Annotated in this window: 18 protein-coding genes; 6 read left to right on the forward strand and 12 right to left on the reverse strand. The window is 45.5% G+C overall.

Annotated features, from left to right (window positions below; translation table 11 throughout):
• Positions 1–112 precede the first annotated feature (112 nt).
• From AC4EVX_RS09745 to AC4EVX_RS09770, 6 genes are all read right to left on the reverse strand, one after another.
• Positions 113–745, reverse strand: a complete 633-nt coding sequence (locus tag AC4EVX_RS09745) for an ECF transporter S component (protein ID WP_177978412.1) — start codon at positions 743–745, stop codon at positions 113–115.
• 576 nt (positions 746–1321) lie between these two features.
• Complete coding sequence (locus AC4EVX_RS09750; RefSeq protein ID WP_177978411.1) at positions 1322–1561, reverse strand: RNA-binding S4 domain-containing protein; 240 nt, start codon at positions 1559–1561, stop codon at positions 1322–1324.
• Between the two features lie 231 nt (positions 1562–1792).
• A complete protein-coding gene (locus AC4EVX_RS09755) occupies positions 1793–2068 on the reverse strand; it encodes an HU family DNA-binding protein (protein WP_177978410.1) in 276 nt (91 codons plus the stop codon).
• 98 nt (positions 2069–2166) lie between these two features.
• Positions 2167–4401: an alpha-amylase gene (locus AC4EVX_RS09760; RefSeq protein WP_490160106.1), complete on the reverse strand. Its 2235-nt coding sequence runs from the start codon at positions 4399–4401 to the stop codon at positions 2167–2169.
• A gap of 273 nt (positions 4402–4674) precedes the next feature.
• A complete protein-coding gene (locus tag AC4EVX_RS09765) occupies positions 4675–5433 on the reverse strand; it encodes an exodeoxyribonuclease III (protein WP_490160107.1) in 759 nt (252 codons plus the stop codon).
• The gene (locus tag AC4EVX_RS09770) at positions 5426–6349 is read right to left on the reverse strand and encodes a nucleotidyltransferase family protein (protein ID WP_177978407.1); all 924 of its coding nucleotides are present in this window, start codon (positions 6347–6349) and stop codon (positions 5426–5428) included. Before AC4EVX_RS09770 ends, AC4EVX_RS09765 begins: the two co-directional genes overlap by 8 nt.
• Positions 6350–6686: 337 nt before the next feature.
• Between AC4EVX_RS09770 and AC4EVX_RS09775 the strand changes: the two genes are divergently transcribed.
• The 4 genes from AC4EVX_RS09775 (at position 6687) to AC4EVX_RS09790 (ending at position 10386) form a co-directional block, all read left to right on the forward strand.
• The gene (locus AC4EVX_RS09775; protein ID WP_490160108.1) at positions 6687–7886 is read left to right on the forward strand and encodes an ABC transporter substrate-binding protein; all 1200 of its coding nucleotides are present in this window, start codon (positions 6687–6689) and stop codon (positions 7884–7886) included.
• Positions 7883–8602 (forward strand): GTP-binding protein, encoded by a 720-nt coding sequence (locus tag AC4EVX_RS09780; RefSeq protein WP_490160109.1) that lies wholly within the window; start codon positions 7883–7885, stop codon positions 8600–8602. The genes AC4EVX_RS09775 and AC4EVX_RS09780 overlap by 4 nt, the downstream gene beginning before the upstream one ends.
• Positions 8581–9615, forward strand: coding sequence for an ATP-binding cassette domain-containing protein (locus AC4EVX_RS09785; RefSeq protein WP_308450281.1), 1035 nt, complete (start codon positions 8581–8583; stop codon positions 9613–9615). The genes AC4EVX_RS09780 and AC4EVX_RS09785 overlap by 22 nt, the downstream gene beginning before the upstream one ends.
• 96 nt (positions 9616–9711) lie before the next feature.
• A complete protein-coding gene (locus AC4EVX_RS09790) occupies positions 9712–10386 on the forward strand; it encodes a Crp/Fnr family transcriptional regulator (protein WP_490160110.1) in 675 nt (224 codons plus the stop codon).
• A gap of 33 nt (positions 10387–10419) precedes the next feature.
• Here AC4EVX_RS09790 and AC4EVX_RS09795 read toward each other — a convergent pair whose 3' ends face one another.
• From AC4EVX_RS09795 to AC4EVX_RS09810, 4 genes are all read right to left on the reverse strand, one after another.
• Positions 10420–12192, reverse strand: a complete 1773-nt coding sequence (locus AC4EVX_RS09795; RefSeq protein ID WP_490160111.1) for a sortase — start codon at positions 12190–12192, stop codon at positions 10420–10422.
• Positions 12193–12342: 150 nt separating this feature from the next.
• A complete protein-coding gene (locus AC4EVX_RS09800) occupies positions 12343–13065 on the reverse strand; it encodes a class C sortase (protein WP_490160112.1) in 723 nt (240 codons plus the stop codon).
• Entirely contained in the window at positions 13037–14575 is a 1539-nt protein-coding gene (locus tag AC4EVX_RS09805) for an isopeptide-forming domain-containing fimbrial protein (RefSeq protein ID WP_177978401.1), read from the reverse strand. The genes AC4EVX_RS09800 and AC4EVX_RS09805 overlap by 29 nt, the downstream gene beginning before the upstream one ends.
• The gene (locus AC4EVX_RS09810) at positions 14572–17001 is read right to left on the reverse strand and encodes a prealbumin-like fold domain-containing protein (protein WP_490160113.1); all 2430 of its coding nucleotides are present in this window, start codon (positions 16999–17001) and stop codon (positions 14572–14574) included. Before AC4EVX_RS09810 ends, AC4EVX_RS09805 begins: the two co-directional genes overlap by 4 nt.
• 775 nt (positions 17002–17776) lie before the next feature.
• Here AC4EVX_RS09810 and AC4EVX_RS09815 point away from each other — a divergent pair.
• Positions 17777–18583 (forward strand): adaptor protein MecA, encoded by an 807-nt coding sequence (locus AC4EVX_RS09815; protein ID WP_177978399.1) that lies wholly within the window; start codon positions 17777–17779, stop codon positions 18581–18583.
• Between the two features lie 293 nt (positions 18584–18876).
• On the opposite strand, the gene AC4EVX_RS09820 is transcribed toward AC4EVX_RS09815, so the two are convergent.
• The gene (locus tag AC4EVX_RS09820; protein ID WP_177978429.1) at positions 18877–19077 is read right to left on the reverse strand and encodes a DUF1858 domain-containing protein; all 201 of its coding nucleotides are present in this window, start codon (positions 19075–19077) and stop codon (positions 18877–18879) included.
• Positions 19078–19319: 242 nt separating this feature from the next.
• On the opposite strand from AC4EVX_RS09820, the gene fdxA reads away from it, so the two are divergent.
• Positions 19320–19490 carry a 4Fe-4S ferredoxin gene (gene fdxA / locus AC4EVX_RS09825; protein WP_177978398.1) on the forward strand — a complete coding sequence of 57 codons (171 nt, stop codon included), beginning with the start codon at positions 19320–19322 and terminating at the stop codon, positions 19488–19490.
• A 70-nt stretch (positions 19491–19560) separates the two neighbouring features.
• Here the strand turns inward: fdxA and AC4EVX_RS09830 are convergent, their stop codons facing one another.
• Positions 19561–20244, reverse strand: a complete 684-nt coding sequence (locus AC4EVX_RS09830) for a MerR family transcriptional regulator (protein WP_177978397.1) — start codon at positions 20242–20244, stop codon at positions 19561–19563.
• Positions 20245–20423: the final 179 nt, after the last annotated feature.

Consider the following 20423-nt stretch of genomic DNA (forward strand, 5'->3'; position numbering starts at 1 on the left):
CCGGGCGGATTCCGGACTTGCACCGGTTAGAAACGTGCGCCGCCGGGCGCACTCAGAAAAAGGAGCATGCCCTATCTGAACCATACAGGTTCGGGCACGCTCCTTTCATTTTTTACTTTCTCAGTGCAACTGCCAGTGCTCTCGATACGGCACTTCCAAGCAGAGTGCAGACAACTGCCTCAATCGCACCCTGAAGACCTACAAACAGAGTAACAAAGATGAACGGATTGCCTGCTCCAAGACCGGATGCAATATTCTGGATGTAGTCGGTATTGTAGAAGAATACAACCAGAGAGCTCATAAAGAGCAGAGTATTGAGAAGCGGGCAGGACAGGCTTGCCACAACAAAGGCACCATTCTTCGATACTTTTTTTACCACCTGGAAGATCAGACCGCAGAGCCAGCCTTCCAGAATACGCGGTACAAGCAGAGTAAATAAAAGTCCAAACGGGTTAATCTGAAGAAGGGCTGCACTGAATGCGGAACCACCGGTCAGTGCCATGATCATGCTCGTCATACCGAAAGCACAACCGCAGACAGCACCGGCGGCCGGTCCGAGAATGATCGCTCCGACTGCAACCGGCACAGTCAGAAATGTAATCGTAAGTCCCGGGGTTCTAAGGTAACCGAGCGGTGAAAATGCCATGACAAAGATGATGGCAACCATCATCGCCAGCTTCACCATAAAGGATGTCCGGGAACGGGATTGTTCAAGAGTAATTGTGTTTTTTGTGACTGCTTTCATTTTGTTCTCCTTTTGCTCTGATAAAACGGCGCACCACAAATCTGCGGGGCGTTCCCCTGCTTTTCAGAATATTTATTTTTTCGGGGATACACATACGAAACAAACGACTCTCAAGAATACAAATTTCATTTTTTTAGAAATTAATGAAAATAAAGATCACACAGTTTCAGACAGAATTCTGCATACAGATACCTGACATACAGAAATCACTTACCTGGATTACACACAGATTTTTCATGAAAACTTTTTCCCTGTTTTGAAACACTCTCGCTCAGATCCATCCGCACATCCTGTTACAGCCTCAAGAGGTCTATACATCCATGCCTGTCTCTGAATCATGATCCAAATCTGAAATTCTCTGATTGATTCATCCAAGTAATACGAATTTAGAAATCGCAGAAGCGATTTCTCATCCCGACTGACCGTGATACGTTTTCCCAAGAATAACGTTCATCCGCAACGGTTTATAACGATCCGCAGTCTTTGCAATTTCTGCAAAGGTCTGCGAAACCGTTACACTTCCCTCTTACTATAACACAAATCTTTAAAACAGCAAGTTTTTCTGGAAGGACAATTTTATAGATACTCGAACATCTCTTTCGCATCCTCCTTGCGAATCGACTCCTGCACGCTCGTCACGCGCACCTTGACCGACTTGTTGCCGAACGCAATCTCAATCACGTCCCCGGCTTTCACCTCTGCGCTGGCTCTTGCAACCTTGTCGTTGAGCATCACACGCCCGCTGTCGCACGCCTCGTTTGCCACGGTTCTTCTCTTGATGATACGGGAAACTTTCAGATATTTATCTAATCGCATATCGTTCCTCCTTATTTCTCTAATCTGTAAAACAAAATTCCCCCTATCATGCAGTCGCACATACCATGCAAGTCGCACATAGAGGGAATTATTTTACGCGTTTTATTAAAATCTCAGACTTTTCACTGCGAAACGAAGTAACTATATCAAAAGTCACTTTGCAAGTTCACAGGAGCTGTACCGTTACCAGGAAATAAGCAGAGATTTTATATATTTTCGTTCGTTATAAACTTATGCGTTTACCAGATCCTTCAGAGCCTTACCAGCTTTGAACTTCGGGGTCTTGCAAGCCTCGATCTTCATGCTCTCGCCAGTCTTCGGGTTTCTGCCCTCTCTTGCTGCTCTCTCAGATACCTCAAAAGTACCAAAACCAACCAGCTGGATCTTATCTCCCTTCTTCAGTGCATCAGAAACAACATCAGTAAATGCCTTTACTGCTGCCTCTGCGTCTTTCTTGGAAAGACCTGCCTGCTCTGCTACTGCTGCAACTAATTCTGTCTTGTTCATTATCATTTCCTCCTAGAATGGTCCATAGTACCGTTTCAGGTTACTATCTTGTATTAAAAAATGTACTCTTCCATTTATATCTGTTTTACCTTGCTTTGTCAAGGTTTTTCCACGGTTTTTCCGATAAACACAGCAATGCTTCGCGAGGGCGCCATAAACTTTTTCTGAGACTTGAGTTCCGGCTCTTTTCCGGCCTCATAGAAGCCATTCTGAGCCTCATCTGCGGTCTGAAATACTACCTGCCATTTTTTTCCTGCTGACAGCGTTGGAAGCGCAAATTCATGCGGTTCCCAGTGCATATTGTAGATGACGAAGAACGTATCGTCCGGTGTCCCGTCCGCCTTTCTCGCATAGTCCCCACAGTAGAGAATTCCAAACTGTCTGCGGAAATTGTCAAATTCCGGCTTCCACGCACTGATTCCATGATAGGAGACATCCGGCTGACCGCAGGCAAGCGAATCCATGAGTTTCGGCTCTGTCGGCTGATGAAACACCGGATGCTCTTTTCGGAATGCGATCGCATGCTTTACAAATTCGAGCTGATCCGCGTTCGTCTTCTGGTTATTCCAGTTCAGCCATGAGATCTCATTGTCCTGACAGTAAGCGTTGTTGTTTCCGTCCTGCGAATTGCCAAATTCATCCCCGGCAAGCAGAAGCGGAGTTCCCTGACTCAGCATCAGAAGCAGAACCGCATTCCTGAGCTGTTTTTTGCGAAGCTGACGGATCTTCTTTCTACGAACCGAACCCTCTGCACCACAGTTCCACGAACAGTTGTAATCCGTTCCGTCGCGATTCTCCTCCCCGTTCGCCTCATTGTGTTTCTGGTCGTAAGAAACCATATCTGCCATCGTAAATCCATTGTTAGATGCCATGTAGTTCAACACACCGAAGGTATCGGGATTTCTGCGGCTGCGAAATGCCAGCGCACCCATCTGCCCCTCATCGCCCTTGAGGACGCGTCTCATATCAACGAGAAAGCCATCGTTGTACTCGCCAAGAACTCTCGTCCGTCTCTTTGGCTCCACCGCTAATCCCATCATTTCTGCATTTTTTTCAGAGCCATTCTCTTTTCCGGCATCTTTCGCTTTTTCCGCACTGTTTGCTTTATCCGCGCTTGCAGCTTTGCCGTTTTCCGCTTCCTGCACCTTGCCACGGCTTACCTGTCGGGTCTGTGCAAACTGCTTCTTGAAAATCTGGCTCTCTGCGAGTCTTCTCTGGAACGGATCGGTCTTCGCATTTTTCTTCTGCCCGCTTCCCGCAATCTCAATTCCATCCCAGCTCGTCGCCCAGATCATCGTGTCAGAGAGATAAGGATCGGAGGCGAGAAGCGCGATCGGGGCTGTCCCGCTGATGTGGAGTCCATCGACATGGAATTCCCTCACCCAGAATCTCGCCACTTCCACGACATCGGCAGGCGTCTCCTCTCCGGTAAAGAAAAGTTCTACCACGATTCCGAGTCCTTCCCGGTGCAGGGTTTTTACAAGGTTCTTGAATTCCGTGACCGGATTTTTTCCTTTTCCCGCATAGGATGCCTTCGGTGCAAACAGAAACGACGGTCCATATCCCCAGTAATTTAAGCGACCATCCGCCTCCATGACAGATGTGCTCGAATTCAGATCCGTTTTCCTCGATGTGGTTTCCGAGGACGCAGTCTCCGAAGACTCCATTTCCAAGGATGATGACAAGCCCGTTTTCATTTCTTTCGATCGCTCCTGATAGCGATGCTGGATCTGCCTCGGGCGCATCATCACCTCATTAAACTCGGTTGCTGGCATGAGTTCGACCGTTGTCACTCCAAGTTCCTTGAGATAAGGAATCTTTTCCACAATTCCGGCAAAGGTTCCTCTGTTCTCCACACCAGATGAGGCATGGCGGGTGAAACCGCGCACATGAAGCCGATACACAATCACATCCTCGTAGGAAATCCCCTGACGCTCATCATCCTCCCAGTCAAACTCCGGCTGAGATACCGGTGTTTTCAGCAGAATATTTCCCAGCTCTTTCTTTCCCCAGCGCTCATGTCCCTCAAACGAGCGCCCGTGAGGATCTTCAAAACGAACTCCATCTGCCTCAAATGCATAGTCATAGCGATCCAAATCTTCCCCTAGAACGGTCATCGTCCAGACATTGCCTATCTTTCCCTCTTCCAGAAATGCAATCCGCGCCGTCTCTTTCTTCTCCTCTCTCTGCCGTGAATGAGATCCCGACAGATACAAGAGCAGGGCACACTCCTTCGCATCGGCTACCACTGCCACACGAATGCCTCCGTCTACCTTCGTAAGTCCCAGCACTGCGTCTCCCCTCACACTGTTGTCAATCTTAAATGAATGCATCTCCAGCTCCCCCCCCTTCTTTTATGATTATGAATTACCACATGTAAAGTTTTTATCTTCTCTGTTTTCTCTGTTTTCTCTGTCTTCTACGTCAGCAAACATGGCAGTCCACGATTTCAATATTTCATAGAAAAAAAGGGCAGTCACAAAACGGCACACAGATCACACTGTTTTTGCTGTTTTATGACGGCCCCTTTGAACTCTCCGTTTTCTAGCAACATCCAGCAACATTGTTCTTTTTATGCAGAACTTATCTTTTTTATGCCAAAATTGCTATTCTTTCAGATTCAATTCCACCGGACAGTGATCTGATCCCAACACCTCTGTGTGAATCGATGCGCTCTCAAGATGGTCTTTTAAAGACTCTGAAACACAGAAATAGTCGATTCTCCACCCTGCATTCTTTTCTCTCGCCTTGAAACGATAAGACCACCAGGAATACACGCCCTCCTGATCCGGATAGAAATAGCGGTATGTGTCGATAAATCCTGCATCGAGAAGACGGGAAAATTTCTCGCGCTCCTCGTCGGTAAATCCGGCATTCTTTCGATTCGTCTTCGGATTTTTCAGATCAATCTCCTTGTGTGCCACGTTCAGATCGCCACAGAAAATCACCGGCTTCTTCTCCTCGAGCTTTTTCAGCCACGAAAGCCATGCGTCCTCCCATCCCATTCGATAGTCCAACCGGGCAAGCTCACTCTGAGAATTCGGCGTGTAACAGGTTACAACATAGTACTCCGGAAATTCCGCTGTGATGACGCGTCCCTCTCCGTCATACTTCTCGATCCCGATTCCATAGGTCACAGAAATCGGTTCTGTTCGGGTAAACATCGCCGTTCCGGAATATCCCTTTTTCTTGGCATAGTTCCAGTACTGATGATACCCCGGCAGTTCAAGATCAATCTGTCCCTCCTGAAGTTTCGTCTCCTGAAGGCAGAAAATATCTGCATCCGCCTCCTGAAAAAAGTCTAAAAACCCCTTGCCCACGCAGGCACGGATTCCGTTGACATTCCAGGAAATCAATTTAGTCATACAGATGCTCCTTGTAAACACCGTCTGCAATCAGCTTGCGGATCGAATCCACCACAGTCTGCTTATCTGCCTGATAAGTCACACCAAACCACTTGTCGCGGGTCTCAAGAACCTTTACAGAACCACGTCCGCTCTTAATCATCTGGTCAATGATCGTCGGAAGCAGATACTCAGCCTTGAGGTTGCCCTCCTCAATGTTGTCGAGGAACTTCGGGAAACCGGTCTCAAGCTCATCGAAAAACTTTGGCGGAAGTCCCCACATATTCATGGATACATGCTGATGAGGATCTACGGTAACTGCATTGCCCTTGCCGTCAACTGCACCAAGCACGCCATCCTTCCACTGAATCTCGAAGGTCTCTGTTACGTCCTTCAGAGTTCCATCCGGATTTACCTCGCAGACACCACGGGTTACGGTTCCGTTATCGCTCAGTGTGTTCTCCAGAATGAATCCACCCATGCACATATCATACGGATCTGCATCCGGGTCCATCTCATTTACCATGTAATCATGGATCTTCTTGAATCCCTCTTTGCCGTAGTAATCATCTGCATTGATTACAAGGAACGGCTCATTTACAAGATCCTTTGCGCAAAGCACTGCCTGACCGGTTCCCCACGGCTTTGTGCGACCTGCCGGTACGGAATATCCCTCCGGAAGCTCATCAAGCTCCTGGAATGCATACTCTACTTTTGCCACTTTCTCAATACGATTTCCGATGATCTCCTTGAAATCCTTCTCCAAATCCTTGCGGATAATGAAAACGATCTTATTGAATCCAGCCTCTAAAGCGTCATGGATGGAGTAGTCCATGATGATTTCTCCGTTCGGTCCTACCGGTGCGAGCTGTTTGATTCCACCGCCGAATCTGCTTCCGATTCCGGCTGCCATAATAACCAGAGTTGTGTCTCTCATTGTCTTTTTTTCCTTTCCGTGTATTGCTTTCTCTGATTTTCACTATAACATAAGTAATCAAAAATAGCAATTTTATCTTTTCCTCAAAATTCTTATTGTATTTCAAAAAAATGGTTACTATTACAGCATTCTGTAAGTATGGCATCCTATAAATATGACATCCTGTAAAATTGCCAATCCAGAACATTTCTGCCCATATACAGGAACATTTCTCCATAATCCGTTTTCGTAACATTTGTTACATACTCTCTGGACTTTTTCTGTTAGAATGCGTATAGTAAAAATAGTTAAAAAGCAAACTAAGTCAAGTACAGACAAGCATAAGGAGGAAACTGATTTGAATCCATATTTTTCTCTTACCGATAAAGTTTACAATATAACCGAACAGTACCCGGAGTTGATTGAACCGCTCGTGGAGATGGGCTACGAATCTCTCAAAAACGATGCCCTGCGAAAGCTGATGGGACGCTCTGTCTCCCTTGAAATGGCTTTAAAGACCCGCCATCTCGATGTAGAAAAAACAGAGCAGACGCTCGTCGACGTAATCCGTCGCACCCGCGAAAATCCAGATGCTCTCCGCGTGACCGGTGTGCTTCCCTGCCCGATCCGCATTCAGCTGATGGAAAAGCTCAACAACTGGATTGAAGAACACCACGCGGATGTCAGCTGTGATCTTCAGGCTGCAAGCATGGGACTTGATCATATCGAGGAACAGGTAAAAAACAGCAAGAGCGCCGATGATCTCGCAGATATTTATCTGTCGGCCGGATTCGGTCTCTTCTTTGACCGCAGTCTCCTCGGACACTATTCCGACGCCGGTGTCTTCGCCGACTTAACCGGAATGGAAAAGCTCAACTCCTGCTTTGACAATGAACATCTTCAACTGAAAGATCCGAAACATCAGTACACCATCCTTGCAGGCGTTCCTGCTGTCTTTATGGTAAATGAATCCGTCCTCGATGGACGCGAGTTTCCACAAAGCTGGAGTGATCTGCTCTCCCCGGAATTTGAGAATTCGATCTCAATGCCGGTTCGGGATCTTGATCTCTTCAACGCACTCCTGCTCGGCATTTACAGCCATTACGGGGAGGACGGAGTTCGCGCCCTCGGTCGCAATCTGATGAGTGCAATGCATCCCGCAGAGATGGTCAAGACCGGAACAAAGGCAAAGAAAGCCTCCTCCCCGGCAGTCACCGTCATGCCGTATTTTTTCACGCTGATGAACCGCGAAAACAACACTCTGACTCCTGTATGGCCGTCAGATGGTGCGATTTTAAGCCCGATTTTCCTGCTGAGCAAGGCCTCCTCTTCTGAGAGGTCTCAGGAATTTATCTCCTATCTCGCCTCCAAAGAGATGGGCGAAGTCTTCTGTGCCGGCGGAAAATTCCCATCCGCACACCCGGATATTGACAATGGACTCTCGCCAGAAGAGACCTTCCTGTGGCCGGGCTGGGATTTCATCTACTCACACGATATCGGCTCTCTCTTAAAAGAGACAGAGCGCATGTTTTTTGAAGCATCGGAGGAAACGAAATGAATCTGATTATTTTTTCTGGTCCGCCCTCATCCGGCAAGACCTCAGTAATCTTAAAGACGATCGCCTCCTTTCAGGCAGATGGAAAGAAGGTCGGCGTTGTAAAATTTGACTGTCTGTTCACTGATGATGACATCCTGTACGAGAAAGCAGGAATCCCCGTCAAAAAAGGACTCTCCGGCGGTCTCTGCCCCGACCACTTCTTTGCCTCAAACATTGAGGATGTCGTAAACTGGGGAAACCGCGAGGGACTTGATCTTCTTATCACCGAATCCGCAGGGCTTTGCAATCGTTGCTCCCCTTATCTTGAGGAAATCACCGGAGTCTGCGTCATCGACAACCTCTCGGGAATCAACACGCCGAAAAAGATCGGACCGCTCCTCAAGTCGGCTGACATCGTCGTCATCACCAAGGGCGACATCGTCTCCCAGGCAGAGCGAGAGGTCTTCTCCGCCCGTGTCAGTGCCGTCAATCCGCGTGCAATGGTCATCCATGTCAATGGTCTGAGTGGACAGGGTGCACACGAGCTCAGCACTCTGCTCTACAACAAGGAACAGAACGTTGAGAGCGTTCAGGGCATGAAGCTGCGTTTCTCAATGCCGTCTGCGATGTGTTCCTACTGTCTCGGCGAACGAAGAATCGGTGAAAAATTCCAGCTTGGCAACAGTCGAAAAATGGATTGGAAGGAGAACGAATCATGCACAAACAGACAAGTCTGATCAGTCGTTTCACGATCGCAGAACTACTCGAGAAATACCCGTTTACAGAAGAGTTCTTTCTTCAAAACCGACTTGATACGAAAGGCTCAGAATCCCTGACTTTTCCGGAATATCTTGCACAACTTGACCAGGATGAGATCGAGGAGAAAGCACTCGACTGCGCCGAACTCCCGGAACAGTTCGATATATATATTCATCAGATGGCTGAATTTCTCGGAATTCAGACGGACAACCAGGTTCGCTCCCTCACGATTCTTCCGGGAACGGACAAGAGCCATGTGCCAGAGGGGTTTGACGAACTCACGATTCTTCCGGGGCAGATCATCTCGATTGTCGGACCGACCGGTTCTGGAAAAAGTCGTCTGCTCGCAGATATCGAGTGGGCTGCCCAGAACGACACCCCGACCAGACGCAGTATCCGAATCAATGGTGAACGTCCTGATCCGAAATGGCGCTACTCTGCAAACAACAAACTCGTCGCCCAGCTCTCCCAGAACATGAACTTTGTCATGGATTTAAAAGCCGGCGAATTTCTCGAGCTTCACGCACAGAGCCGAATGATCGAGAACAGCAGAGAAATTGCAGAACAGATCCTCGAATCTGCCAATCAGCTCGCCGGTGAGTCCTTCACTGCGGACACCCCTGTCACCGCCTTGAGTGGTGGTCAGTCCCGCGCCCTGATGATTGCAGACACGGCAATTTTAAGTGCTTCCCCGATCGTCCTGATCGACGAGATCGAGAATGCCGGAATCGACCGCAAGAAGGCGCTAGATGTCCTCGTCTCTCAGGACAAAATCGTTTTGATGGCGACTCACGATCCTCTGCTTGCACTGATGGCAGACCGACGAATCGTAATCCAGAACGGCGGAATCCACAAAGTTCTCACCACAACTTCAGAGGAAAAGGAACTCCTGAAGCGCTTAGAAGAACTCGATGCAATGATGGGAAATGCCCGCCAGCAACTCCGCCAGGGACTCTCCCTCAACCTTGATCTTGTGCAAAATCTCGTGTAACTTAGAGTATAACGCGCAGTAATTCTCTACGAGCATTGACTTAAATACAGAGCGTACTGAAAATCCACGATTCCGTGAGCGAAAGGAGGTTCCGTTATGAAATTTAATCTGAATCAGTGTCCCCTCTTTGCGGGAATGTCAGAGGCAGAGATTGAGGAATGTCTTCTCGTCAGTCAGGCGCGCATTGTCTCCTACCCGAAGGACACCTATCTCTTTCATCAGGGAGAACTGCCCCGCTACATGATGGTTCTGCTCTCCGGCTCGATCGTTATCGGCAATGACTCCCTCGGAGGAAAACGTAACATCGTTGCGACATTTCAGGAGCACGGAGAAATGTTCGGGGAGGTTTTTCTCTTCCTAAACAAAAAAGAATACGACTACTTCGCTCTGGCAGATTCGACTGCTGACGTTCTCCTGATTCCAAAGGCATTCTTTGATGTGGATGCCGTAAACCAGAATTCCTTCAGCTACCGGCTGATTGCAAATCTTCTCCCCGTCTTCGCCGGAAAAGCATACTATCTGAACCAGAAAATCCGCATCATCTCCGGAGCTTCGCTTCGCCAGAAAATCGCCCGGATGCTTCTTCAACATACACATTCTGATCCCGACTACACGTTCTCAATGAACCGGGAAAAGATGGCAGATTACCTCGGCGTTGCCCGCCCCTCCCTCTCAAGGGAGCTCTCAAACATGCAGGCGGAAGGAATGATCTCCCTCGAAAAACGACAGATCCGCATCGTGGATCTCTCCGCGCTTCAAGAAATCATATAACTCAGAAGGGGCTTGTCTCTCCCCTTCTGAATTCTACTCATCCTGCACCAACGCGTCACAGCGCACGGCAATGCGCCGTCCACCTCCGACAGTACAGGTAAACAGAGTCAACGCCCACCAGCTCTCTGTCATTCTCTCCGTCTCTTCTGCATTTAAAATTTCAATTTCTGTCACCTCATAGAAAAATCGATTTCCGTCCATATCTGTAAAAATCACCGAATCTCCTTTTTTCAGATTTCCGATTCCAGAAAAATGCGCGCGATAATTATGACCGGCAATCACCAGATTTTGCAGATACGCCGAACCCGCATATCGGCACGGAGCCTGCTTTAGTCTCTCATCCGTCCACTCACTCATCACGGGAAGTTCACGCCCAAGAGAAGGAATCTCCAATACCCCAATATAGGCTTTCCCATCCACCACTTTCTCCGGCATCACCCGAGCCGGGTCAAGCAGATAGAGTGGTTGTTCCTGCTTTTTCTTTGCTTGTTCTTCCACCTCCAGTTTTCGTTGACTCTCCTTGACATGATTATACGCCCGAATCTCATCAGAACTATTCTTTCCCGCAAAAATCCCAGCCAAAATCATACAGCATGTCCCAAAAATTCTTAGCATCCACACCCAAATGCTTCGCCATTTTTTCTCCCCCGCCTTCTCTTCTGTTTTCTCTCTTTTTCTCTCTTTTTTTCCGTCATCCGCCTTTCTTCTTTTTTCAATCTTTCCACAACATCTCACAAGCAAAATTCCGATCGCTCCCAAAATCAAGACCAGATACCACGAGCTTCCTGTTTGCGGAAGTTTTTCGGCATCCGGCAGATCCGGTTCCTCCACCGAAGTTTCAGACTCCCCAGGCAAATATCTATTCTCCTTCCGATTTGTCAGCAGAAATGTCTCTCCCTCCTGACGAATCGAGACGACATATCCTTCCGGAACTTCCTCTGCCACCTTCCAAACCCTGTCTGCATCCAGATTTTCCCACATACAGCTCCATTGATTGTCCTCCGACAACACGGCATTTTCCATGAATACACCATCCCTCAAAAGCTGTACCGTTACCTGTGTCGGATGCGCCTGAATATCCTGTTGCCTGATCTCCGGGTAAGCCCTTGTCTTCTCCTCCTCCCAGACTTTTATTGCCCTTACTCGAATGGTTTCCGAAGCATCATCATGATCCCGATTTGAAGACCGCGCTTTCTCTTCTTCCCGGTACTTCGGATGCACCGTCACCTGATAAGCTCCTCCTTCATCCATATTCTCTGATTTTCCGTTCTCCGACTTTTCGTTTCCTGATGCAACCTTCTCCGATTCCTTATTTTCCGGTAATTTGCCTTCTCTTGCCAGGACAAGTAAAATCGGCTCCGGAATATAGGTCTTTTTCCCCTCTATCTTTTTCTCTCCAACAATCAGATAAACTCCTGCTCCCAGATTTTCAAATTTCAATCGCCCATTCAGATCTGTCTCCCCTTTTCTCAGCGGAGTCAACCGATCCCTCAGCACATAAATCTCCAATGTTTCCGCGGTCTCCCTCCACCGCGAAACATCCTCAAGTTCAATCTGAACCGGACACGTTTCAAAGTCTCCTGTTTTCCGGTAACTTCCATTTTCCGTTTTCTCCGCCACCTGAATTTTCTCTGATACCTGAATTTTCTCTGATACCTGAAAGATTGAAAAACCTGCATGCTGAATCGGCTTTTCCCGTCCATATTCCAAGATCACAGATCCGATCTTCTTTCCCTCTATGGGACTTTCTGAAAGATTCTCCGTCATCGCCAACACCTGAATTCCCTGCATATGAAAAAATATCATCACACACAAAATCCCTACGCACACTCCACCTGCGATAAGTGTCATGATCCTTCGCATTGTATCTCCCCATCTTTTTCTTTTTATGACCTTCTTTTCTACGTTTTCTTGTTTTTTTCTTTCTCTGTTTTTTCTCTCTATTGCTGTTTTTTCTTAATCTCTATCTCCGTTTTGTTTTTCCACACGACTTCCCCGAACCAGAATCCGATGAGAATTCACCCCATAAGGGGTACAGGTAACAAGCGTGCAAAAATCCTTTTCGGGGTCAATCTCCAATTTTCCAATGTCATCCGGAAGCACGATATTGATCTCATCGATCTGATACTGCAACGTCCGATTGAGCACCCGCAGATTAAAAAAATCGCCGATTTTTAGCTGATCAAGACCTGAAAACAGTCTTGCCGACGGAAGCCCCCTGTGACCGGAAATCACACAGTGACTCCCGGCTCCTCCCACAGGAAGAGAACTTCCCTCGATATGACCCGTCGCAACCTGAAGAACCGCCTCATCCGTCCCATGATAAATCGGAAGCGAACACCGAATCGAGGGGATCTCAATATAGCCCATGATTCCATTTCCAGTCAGATTTAGGAGCTGGTGATAGCGAATCTGATCCTCCTCACTCAGATAATAACGATTCTTCTTTCTCTTTAACTCCATATTGTAAATCCTTGCCTGCTTCCACATGTTCTCAAGATCTTCTCGCTTTTCCTGCGAAACAGCATCTGCATATCCCGCAATCGCACGCGACTGATGCCACCGATTCCAACAATCGCTGACATATGGATAAAGCATCAGCGACACTCCAACAACAAACAGCATCACAGGCACAAACTTCAGAAATCTTCTAATCCATCGTCTCTTTATGCTCGTCATCCTCCCCTCCTCTCGACGAATTTTTCATCAGATACATCATTCCTGCTCCCATCGATGCAAAGATCAAAACACCACCAACTGCATAAAACAGAAAAGTTCCGCGTCCACCTGTCTCCGGAAGTGACACTCCATGTTTGTTGACAACCGTTGTCTCGAGAAATCCTTCCTCCTTGTCAATGACAAATGTGATCTCTCCTGTCGCCGTCTCTCCATTCAAATTTTCCAAAATCGGCGAATCTGACAGAATCTGGTGATCTGCTGTAATCGTAAAATAGAGAGCCGGAACCGTATTGTATCCTGCCGGTGTGATCGACTCTGTCAATCGATATGCACCGTCATCTAATCCCCGAAATGTAAAAACGGTTCCCGTTGTATTCTTTTCCGCCACAAATGACTGCCAGTTTTCATCTCCCTCATCACGATCTGGCAACTGTTTTTCCAGAATAAATTCCGCACCTTCCAACGCTTTTCCTGTCTCATCCAACTTCTTTACAACAATCTTGTAGGTAAAAACAATTACCGTATCCTCCGGTGTCTTTCCAGTCTCTCCCTCCTGTCCCTGATTCGGATTGTTTGAGTATTCCAGATACATCGTATTGGGATTTCCCTCTGCTCCTAAAACTGCCTGATCCGTCAACCGTGATTTATATTCAACCGTCACCGTGCTTCCCGCTTTTACTTCCGGGATTGTCTTCATGTTTTCAAACACTACCTCAAACGCATCCCCATCCTCTGTCGACGTCTGCACAGAAAATCCCTGTGTAATCTCCTTTTCGTCCACAAACACCCGCACTGTATCCACCTGAAAATCAAGCCCCTCTGACTGCTGATCATGAAAAACAAAACGATAGCTCAAATAAGAATCATAATTTGACGCTACTTTTCCGGTCAGCTGAAACGGAACCAGATCTTCCACATCATAATCTGCGGAATCCTGCCATCCAGATTCTTCTCCCAGCGTGTCATTTCGATCCTTCACTTTCTTTTCTGAAGAAGGCTTGTCCGCTTTCGGAGCCATCTTCACATCACCCACAACCTTCACGAGCCAAGTTGTATACGCATCATTCTTTCCCGCCTGAGAACCATCCTTATCCTTCATCAGATAATATCCAGACGGAACACTTAAAACCCTTTCTTCCGAGATCATCTTAAATGCCTCTTCTTTCTTGATTCTGGCATACTTTTTAATCACCGCGAGTTTCTCTGCATCTGTTCCACTTGCCTCCTCAATCTCCTTCAAAATAGAATCCGGAACTCCGGCTCCACACTCTCCACTTCCATTTTCTCCCCACTTTACATTCGATAAAATCCCTTCGGTCTCATCGCCCGTGAAAATCTGATAGACTTCATACTCATGTCCATTGTCCGGCGCAGTAATCGTATGCATCGTTCCCGCCAACGCCGTGATTCCCATCATCATGATTCCAATACAAATCACCATTGAAATCCATGCCATCATCCTACATCCCCACTTGTACCACACAGAACTCTCCCTAACGTTTTGGTTCATCTTTGATCCTCCTCTACTTTCTTCTTTTTTCCAGTCTCCTTCACCTGTCCGATTGGTTTCGAAACACTGAAAACAATATCAAATACACTTCCCATTCCTGCAAATATCAGAAAAGCAACTGTTATATATTCATCCGTCCCGACTCCGCCGGTCTGAGGAAGTGTATATGTCTTTATTCTCCGGTCCGTCACCAGAATCCAACTCGAAAGACTTTCATCCTGTCCCTCTTCAATCTCTATCGCCTCTTCATCCTCTGCACCATAGACTCCTGTAAAACGTGCCTCTTCCAACAGCGGACGAATCGACTGTTCATAATCCGATTCTGCAAAATAGAACCATGTTCTCGTTTCATTTTTTTCATACCCATCCGGAGCTTCTATCTCTTGCAGATAATACAGACAATCTCGATCCAAGAGAAAACCGTTCACCGGATCTCCACGAAACAGACACTCTCCCAGCGCATCCGTAACTCCTTGCACCATCAACTCTCCCGTAGACGAATAAAGTCCATAAAGAGCACCAGGGACCGCCCTACCACTATCTTCCTCACTCTTTTTCATTCGCACAAAATATTCCTCTGCACTAGAGCTAAAACTGTAATCCTCTGCACAAAACTCCCGCCCCCACAAAGTAACCTGCGCTTCATTTTTCACTTCACCCGCCCCGCCATCACTTTTGGCTACTGTCTTATAGGTGAACTGATAACAATACGCCCCCGGATTCGCAACATGAATCCGAATGTGCTGAGCACTTCCATCCACTTTTTCCACTGTAAAATCCGTTCCATATTGAAGCGGAAACGTAACCCCATTTTTGTCCGTCACAAACACAGTCATCGAGCCTGTCACATAATAAGCGTTGCCCGTCATAACGTCGTCAATAACAACCTCTTGCCGACTTAAATCATAAAAATCTGGATTTAATGTGATTGTGTATTTAGATGAATCTGAGGAATGAGATTTACTGAGTATGGGGGAAAGATTTATTTCTGTTGTTACTCGTTTAGTATTTAACCACGCATCATTGCTTACTTTTAACTCTTCATCGTCATTACTAATCCAATCTAATCCATCCTCTAATTCATTTGAATAATAAATAATTACTGTCGACGGTTTAGTAAAATACCAATGTGTACAAAATCCATCGCAACTATCTTTCTCTGTAATGTTTACTAAATATAATCTTCTTGGACTTTTGCTATTATCCCATCGATAAGCTAAATTTTGATTTCCTTGTTTAGCTTCATTTTCACTGAATAGTAAATGTTCTTCGTTATCATAAATAATTATTATTTTTTGTATTTCATCTACTGACCATTCTTTAACATTTCCATTAACATCCCAAAATCTATCCCTAATAGACCACTCCTTCGCCTTTCCACCAGCATATGCCGGAATCTGGGCTGTGATCGTCCACTCAAATTGTCCCGTTAATCCATTAAAATATCCTGTTTTCGCAATACTTCCATCTTTATGCGATTCAATTTTGATTGCAGGATTCTCTCTTTCAAAGTCAACCGTACAACAAAATGTCACATTCAATCGAATCTTTTTATTTTCTTTCATACTGATACTCAAAATTTTTCCTGATTCCAATATTTCTAAAATTCCAATTTCTGCTCCATCACTTGCTCGAATATTTTGCGATAAAATTTGAATTGCTTTTATTCCTTCTGGCATAATATATTGATAAATACCTTTTTCCGGAATTCCCATAGGTGCATAAAAATGAACGTTCAGATAATAAAGATCATTCTCATAGACATGATAGATGCCGTTATCATCCGGCTCGATTGTTATTCCTCCTGCATCTAACAGAGAAACATTAAAATTTGCCAATTCATTTGTACTTCCTCTGCTGAGTACATAATCCTTTAAATCTCTTATTTGATTTTCACTTATAGATTCTGTTTTCTGTTCTGAATTTTTTTGATTTTCTGATGTGTTGAAATATAGATTTTCTGATTCTTGATCGTTTGTTACTGTATCTTCAAAATTTTCCTGAGGATTCTCGTTTTCTAATTTCTTATCCTCTATTTTTTCCTGCAAATCCTTGTCATCCCAGTCACTATCTGATGCTTTTATTATCTCATTCGAACAATTATCTTCATTTCCTAAACTGCCATTGCCATCATCTTCATCCGATCTTATTTCTTCTTTTTTTTGATCATCTTTTCCTTTTGTATTTGATCCAGTGGCATATTGATTTATCACTTCTGCTCTATCATTACTTACTATTATTTTCTGAATGCTTTTCTGATTCACCTGATCTCGATCATGCACATCTCTTGTATGCATCGCAAATACAGGCAAAGGTAGGACTACAAATAGAATAAAAAATACCGTCAGCAAAATCCCTCGCCTCAATCTACGCCCTAACATGTTTTTCACTTCTGGGCAAAACATCCAGTAGATCAACTTTTTCAAATTCATTCATCTCCTTTGGGGGTCTACGTTTATTTATTTTTTTACTTTGATTTTTTATTGAATGATTTAGTGATTTATAATTAGATCTAACCGACTTTTTAGAATTCTTCTGAAAAAGAAAAACTTAATTCTTATTTTTCTCTGATAGTTGGATTATAGTCTATTCCCCCACTCGCTGTCAACTGAAAACTCAAAAAACTCACGGCGCCGTAAGGCTGTAAGAAATCCATTAGGGACCCGTATGAAACGCCGGTGTTTGGACTGCGTATTTTGCAGTCCTATGCACCGCTGCGTTGAATCGGAGCGAGAGCGAGTCCCTATGGATTTACTTCAGCCGTCGGCGCCCTGTTACTCTTTCTGTTATTCTTTCTATTACCCTTTCTGTTATTCTTCATTATTCTTTCTTTTATTCTTCCCATTATCGTTCTTATTATCTTTCCCATTATTTCCCATTATTTCCCATTATTCCCCATTATCTCCCTCTCTGCCAGAATGAACAAGCACATCGCCAAACCGATCGATATGAACGAACTTTTCCAAACGATTTATCTCATACTCAGAGAGCGCAGCTCGACAGAAACAAAATAGTTACTGTTTGTTCATGCGTTACACGAATTGTAGTGGATTTTTATTTCAGGAAATTTCTGCCTGTGTATTGCAACACGATAACCTTAACTTTTTATAAAATTTACACATAGGAATTGATTTTTCCCCGTATCATATACTATAATTAAATTGAGCAAATAGCATCTTTTTTATAGAGAGGAGTGATCTTATGAGGATAGAGCGAATTAATGACAACCAGATACGTTGCACCCTGACCAGTACCGATCTGAGCACACGCAACTTAAACCTGGGAGAGTTGGCTTATGGAAGTGAGAAAGCCCGCAGTCTATTCCGTGAGATGATTCAAAAGGCCTCCACTGAAGTAGGATTTGATGCGGAAGATGATATTCCGTTGATGGTTGAAGCAATTCCGCTTTCCGGCGAGAGCGTTATGCTGGTCATTACCAAGATAGAAGATCCAGAAGAACTTGACACCCGTTTTTCCAAGTTTTCTCAGCTTTCCGAGGAAGACCCGGAGTCCTCAACCAGATTCGCCGGTGAATTTCTTGAGGGAGCTGACGATCTGATGGAATACTTAAACAAAGAGCTTCAGGCGATTTCCGAAGCGCCCGATCCGGAACTTTCCGGCATCGCGACGACACAGGATTCTGATCCGAATTCTCTTAATTCTACTCAGAGTGAGACGAAAAACGCTTTACAGGCAATTCAGAAAGCCCTGCCTGTTCAGACCCGCATCTATCGTTTCGACAGCCTTGATCAGGTCTCCGAAGCCGCCCGAGTAACCGTCTCAATTCCACAGGGCATCAACACCCTGTACAAGAAGCCGGGAACTTCCCAGTATTATCTGGTACTCAGCAGTAAGGATATGGATCCACTTGGATTCAGCCGGATCTGCAACATCTTATCTGAATACGGAACCCGCGTGAAACCGGAATCCGCCAGTGAAGCCTACTATCAGGAGCATTATGAAATCATCGTTCGTGCACATGCACTCGAGAAAATGGCTCTGATTTAACACGCTATGAGCAAGAAATCCCCCACCTCTAAACAAATGTGTAGGTGGTGGGATGAATTGCGGGATACACGGCGTTGATTTTTATTTTTGATCGCATTATAATATTCCTATCATTCAGTCGTACTTACAACGGAAGGTACAACCGTAGAAATTGTTAGAGAATACATCCAATTGCAAGAGAAAAAAAGGAAAAGCAAAAAGTCACAGTCACGTCTTCGACGTACACAACACAAAAAGGACCTCCGAAATACTCGGGTGTCCTTTTTTCAGAAAATCTTACTTTATCAATTTTCTTATAAAGTAGCCAGTACCTCATTGATACCGGTAACCAGATCATCACAGTCAATGCCGTGAACCATGCATGCTTCCTCAAGACTCTCCATCTGAGAAGACGGGCATCCAAGGCAATGCATACCTGCACGCATCAGCATCGGAGCGATCAGCTCATGCATCTGGATCAGCTCACCAATCAGCATATCCTTGCTGATCTGAATGGTCTCTTTATTCTCCATGTCAATTTCCTCCTTATAGAATTCGCGGATGTACTCATACTATAATACTTTTTCCCAAAATTAGCAAGCTCTATTCCCGTTCTGCCATAAGTTACCTGAAGCTAACTGAAAATTGTATCTGATTTTATCCATTTGTGCAACATTTTCCTCTTGAATATTTTTCAAAAATGGGATAGAATAAAGTAACAACGAATGTATAAGAATATTTAAGGAGGACTCATATCATGGCATATGTTATTACCGATTCATGTGTTAGTTGCGGAACTTGTGAGCCGGAGTGCCCGGTAAGCGCTATCTCTCAGGGAGACAGCCAGTACAACATCGATGCAGATGCTTGCATTTCTTGCGGAACTTGCGCAGGTGTTTGCCCGACCGGAGCAATCAACGAGGGCTAATTTTTCAATTAACCTACATAATCCCCTTTCGTATTGTCGTGCGAAAGGGGATTTTTTTATTTGAATTTATTCACATCTTCTTTCCGCTTCTCCCGAATTTTTTCTTTCTGAAAAACGGCATCCTCGTCACGGCTGCCTCCGCCTTGCTCTTCCCATTTTTCTGGTACGCGCGCAGACTCTCATCGAGCATCTTAAAGCGCTCCTCTTCCCTCTCATCGCTGATCCTCATCATGTACTCAAGCTCCTGCACCATCCGGTCATTGACTTGACGGCTGATTTCCCCGCTGATCGCCTCACTGTTTTCCTTGACAGCCTGTCCGACTGCATTCCCAATAATATGATTCATAAGCTGTTGGAACCGTTGCATCTTCTCTTCCGGAGACAGAGCAGAAAGCTCCTGCTTTCCCCCACCCTCTTTGACACTCTTCTTCTCTTCCACTGCCATGACTTCCCCCGTTTTCCCTTCCTTTAAAATATTGACTGCATTCTGTCTCAAAATTTCATCCGGATTGACGTCTTCCTCCCCGTCAAGCATACGTTTCAATACCTGCTCGATCGCCTTGAGCTGATACCCCTTTTCTTTCAGTTCCTTCACCTTTTTCAACAGCTGAATATGCAGATCTGTATAATACCGATAGTCCTTCCCATTACGAGGTATTTTCAGTTGAAGCTCGTCCTCCCAGTACCGAAGAACATGGGACTCAACACCCACGAGCTTTCCCGCCTCCGATATGGAATAATGTGTCCCGTCCATACTTTCTCTCCTTATGGTCTCTCATATTTTTCAGATTTGCCCTGACAGGGATATGTCAAAGATCTGCCAGAAATAAATACTCTGGCATATACAGACAGATACACAATCCCTGCCTTTCTGCACTACTAGAAACATATGACTCCTTGAGAAGAATTATGAATACATGTGAGGATTCTTGC

This window comes from Brotaphodocola sp. (genome assembly GCF_983179755.1).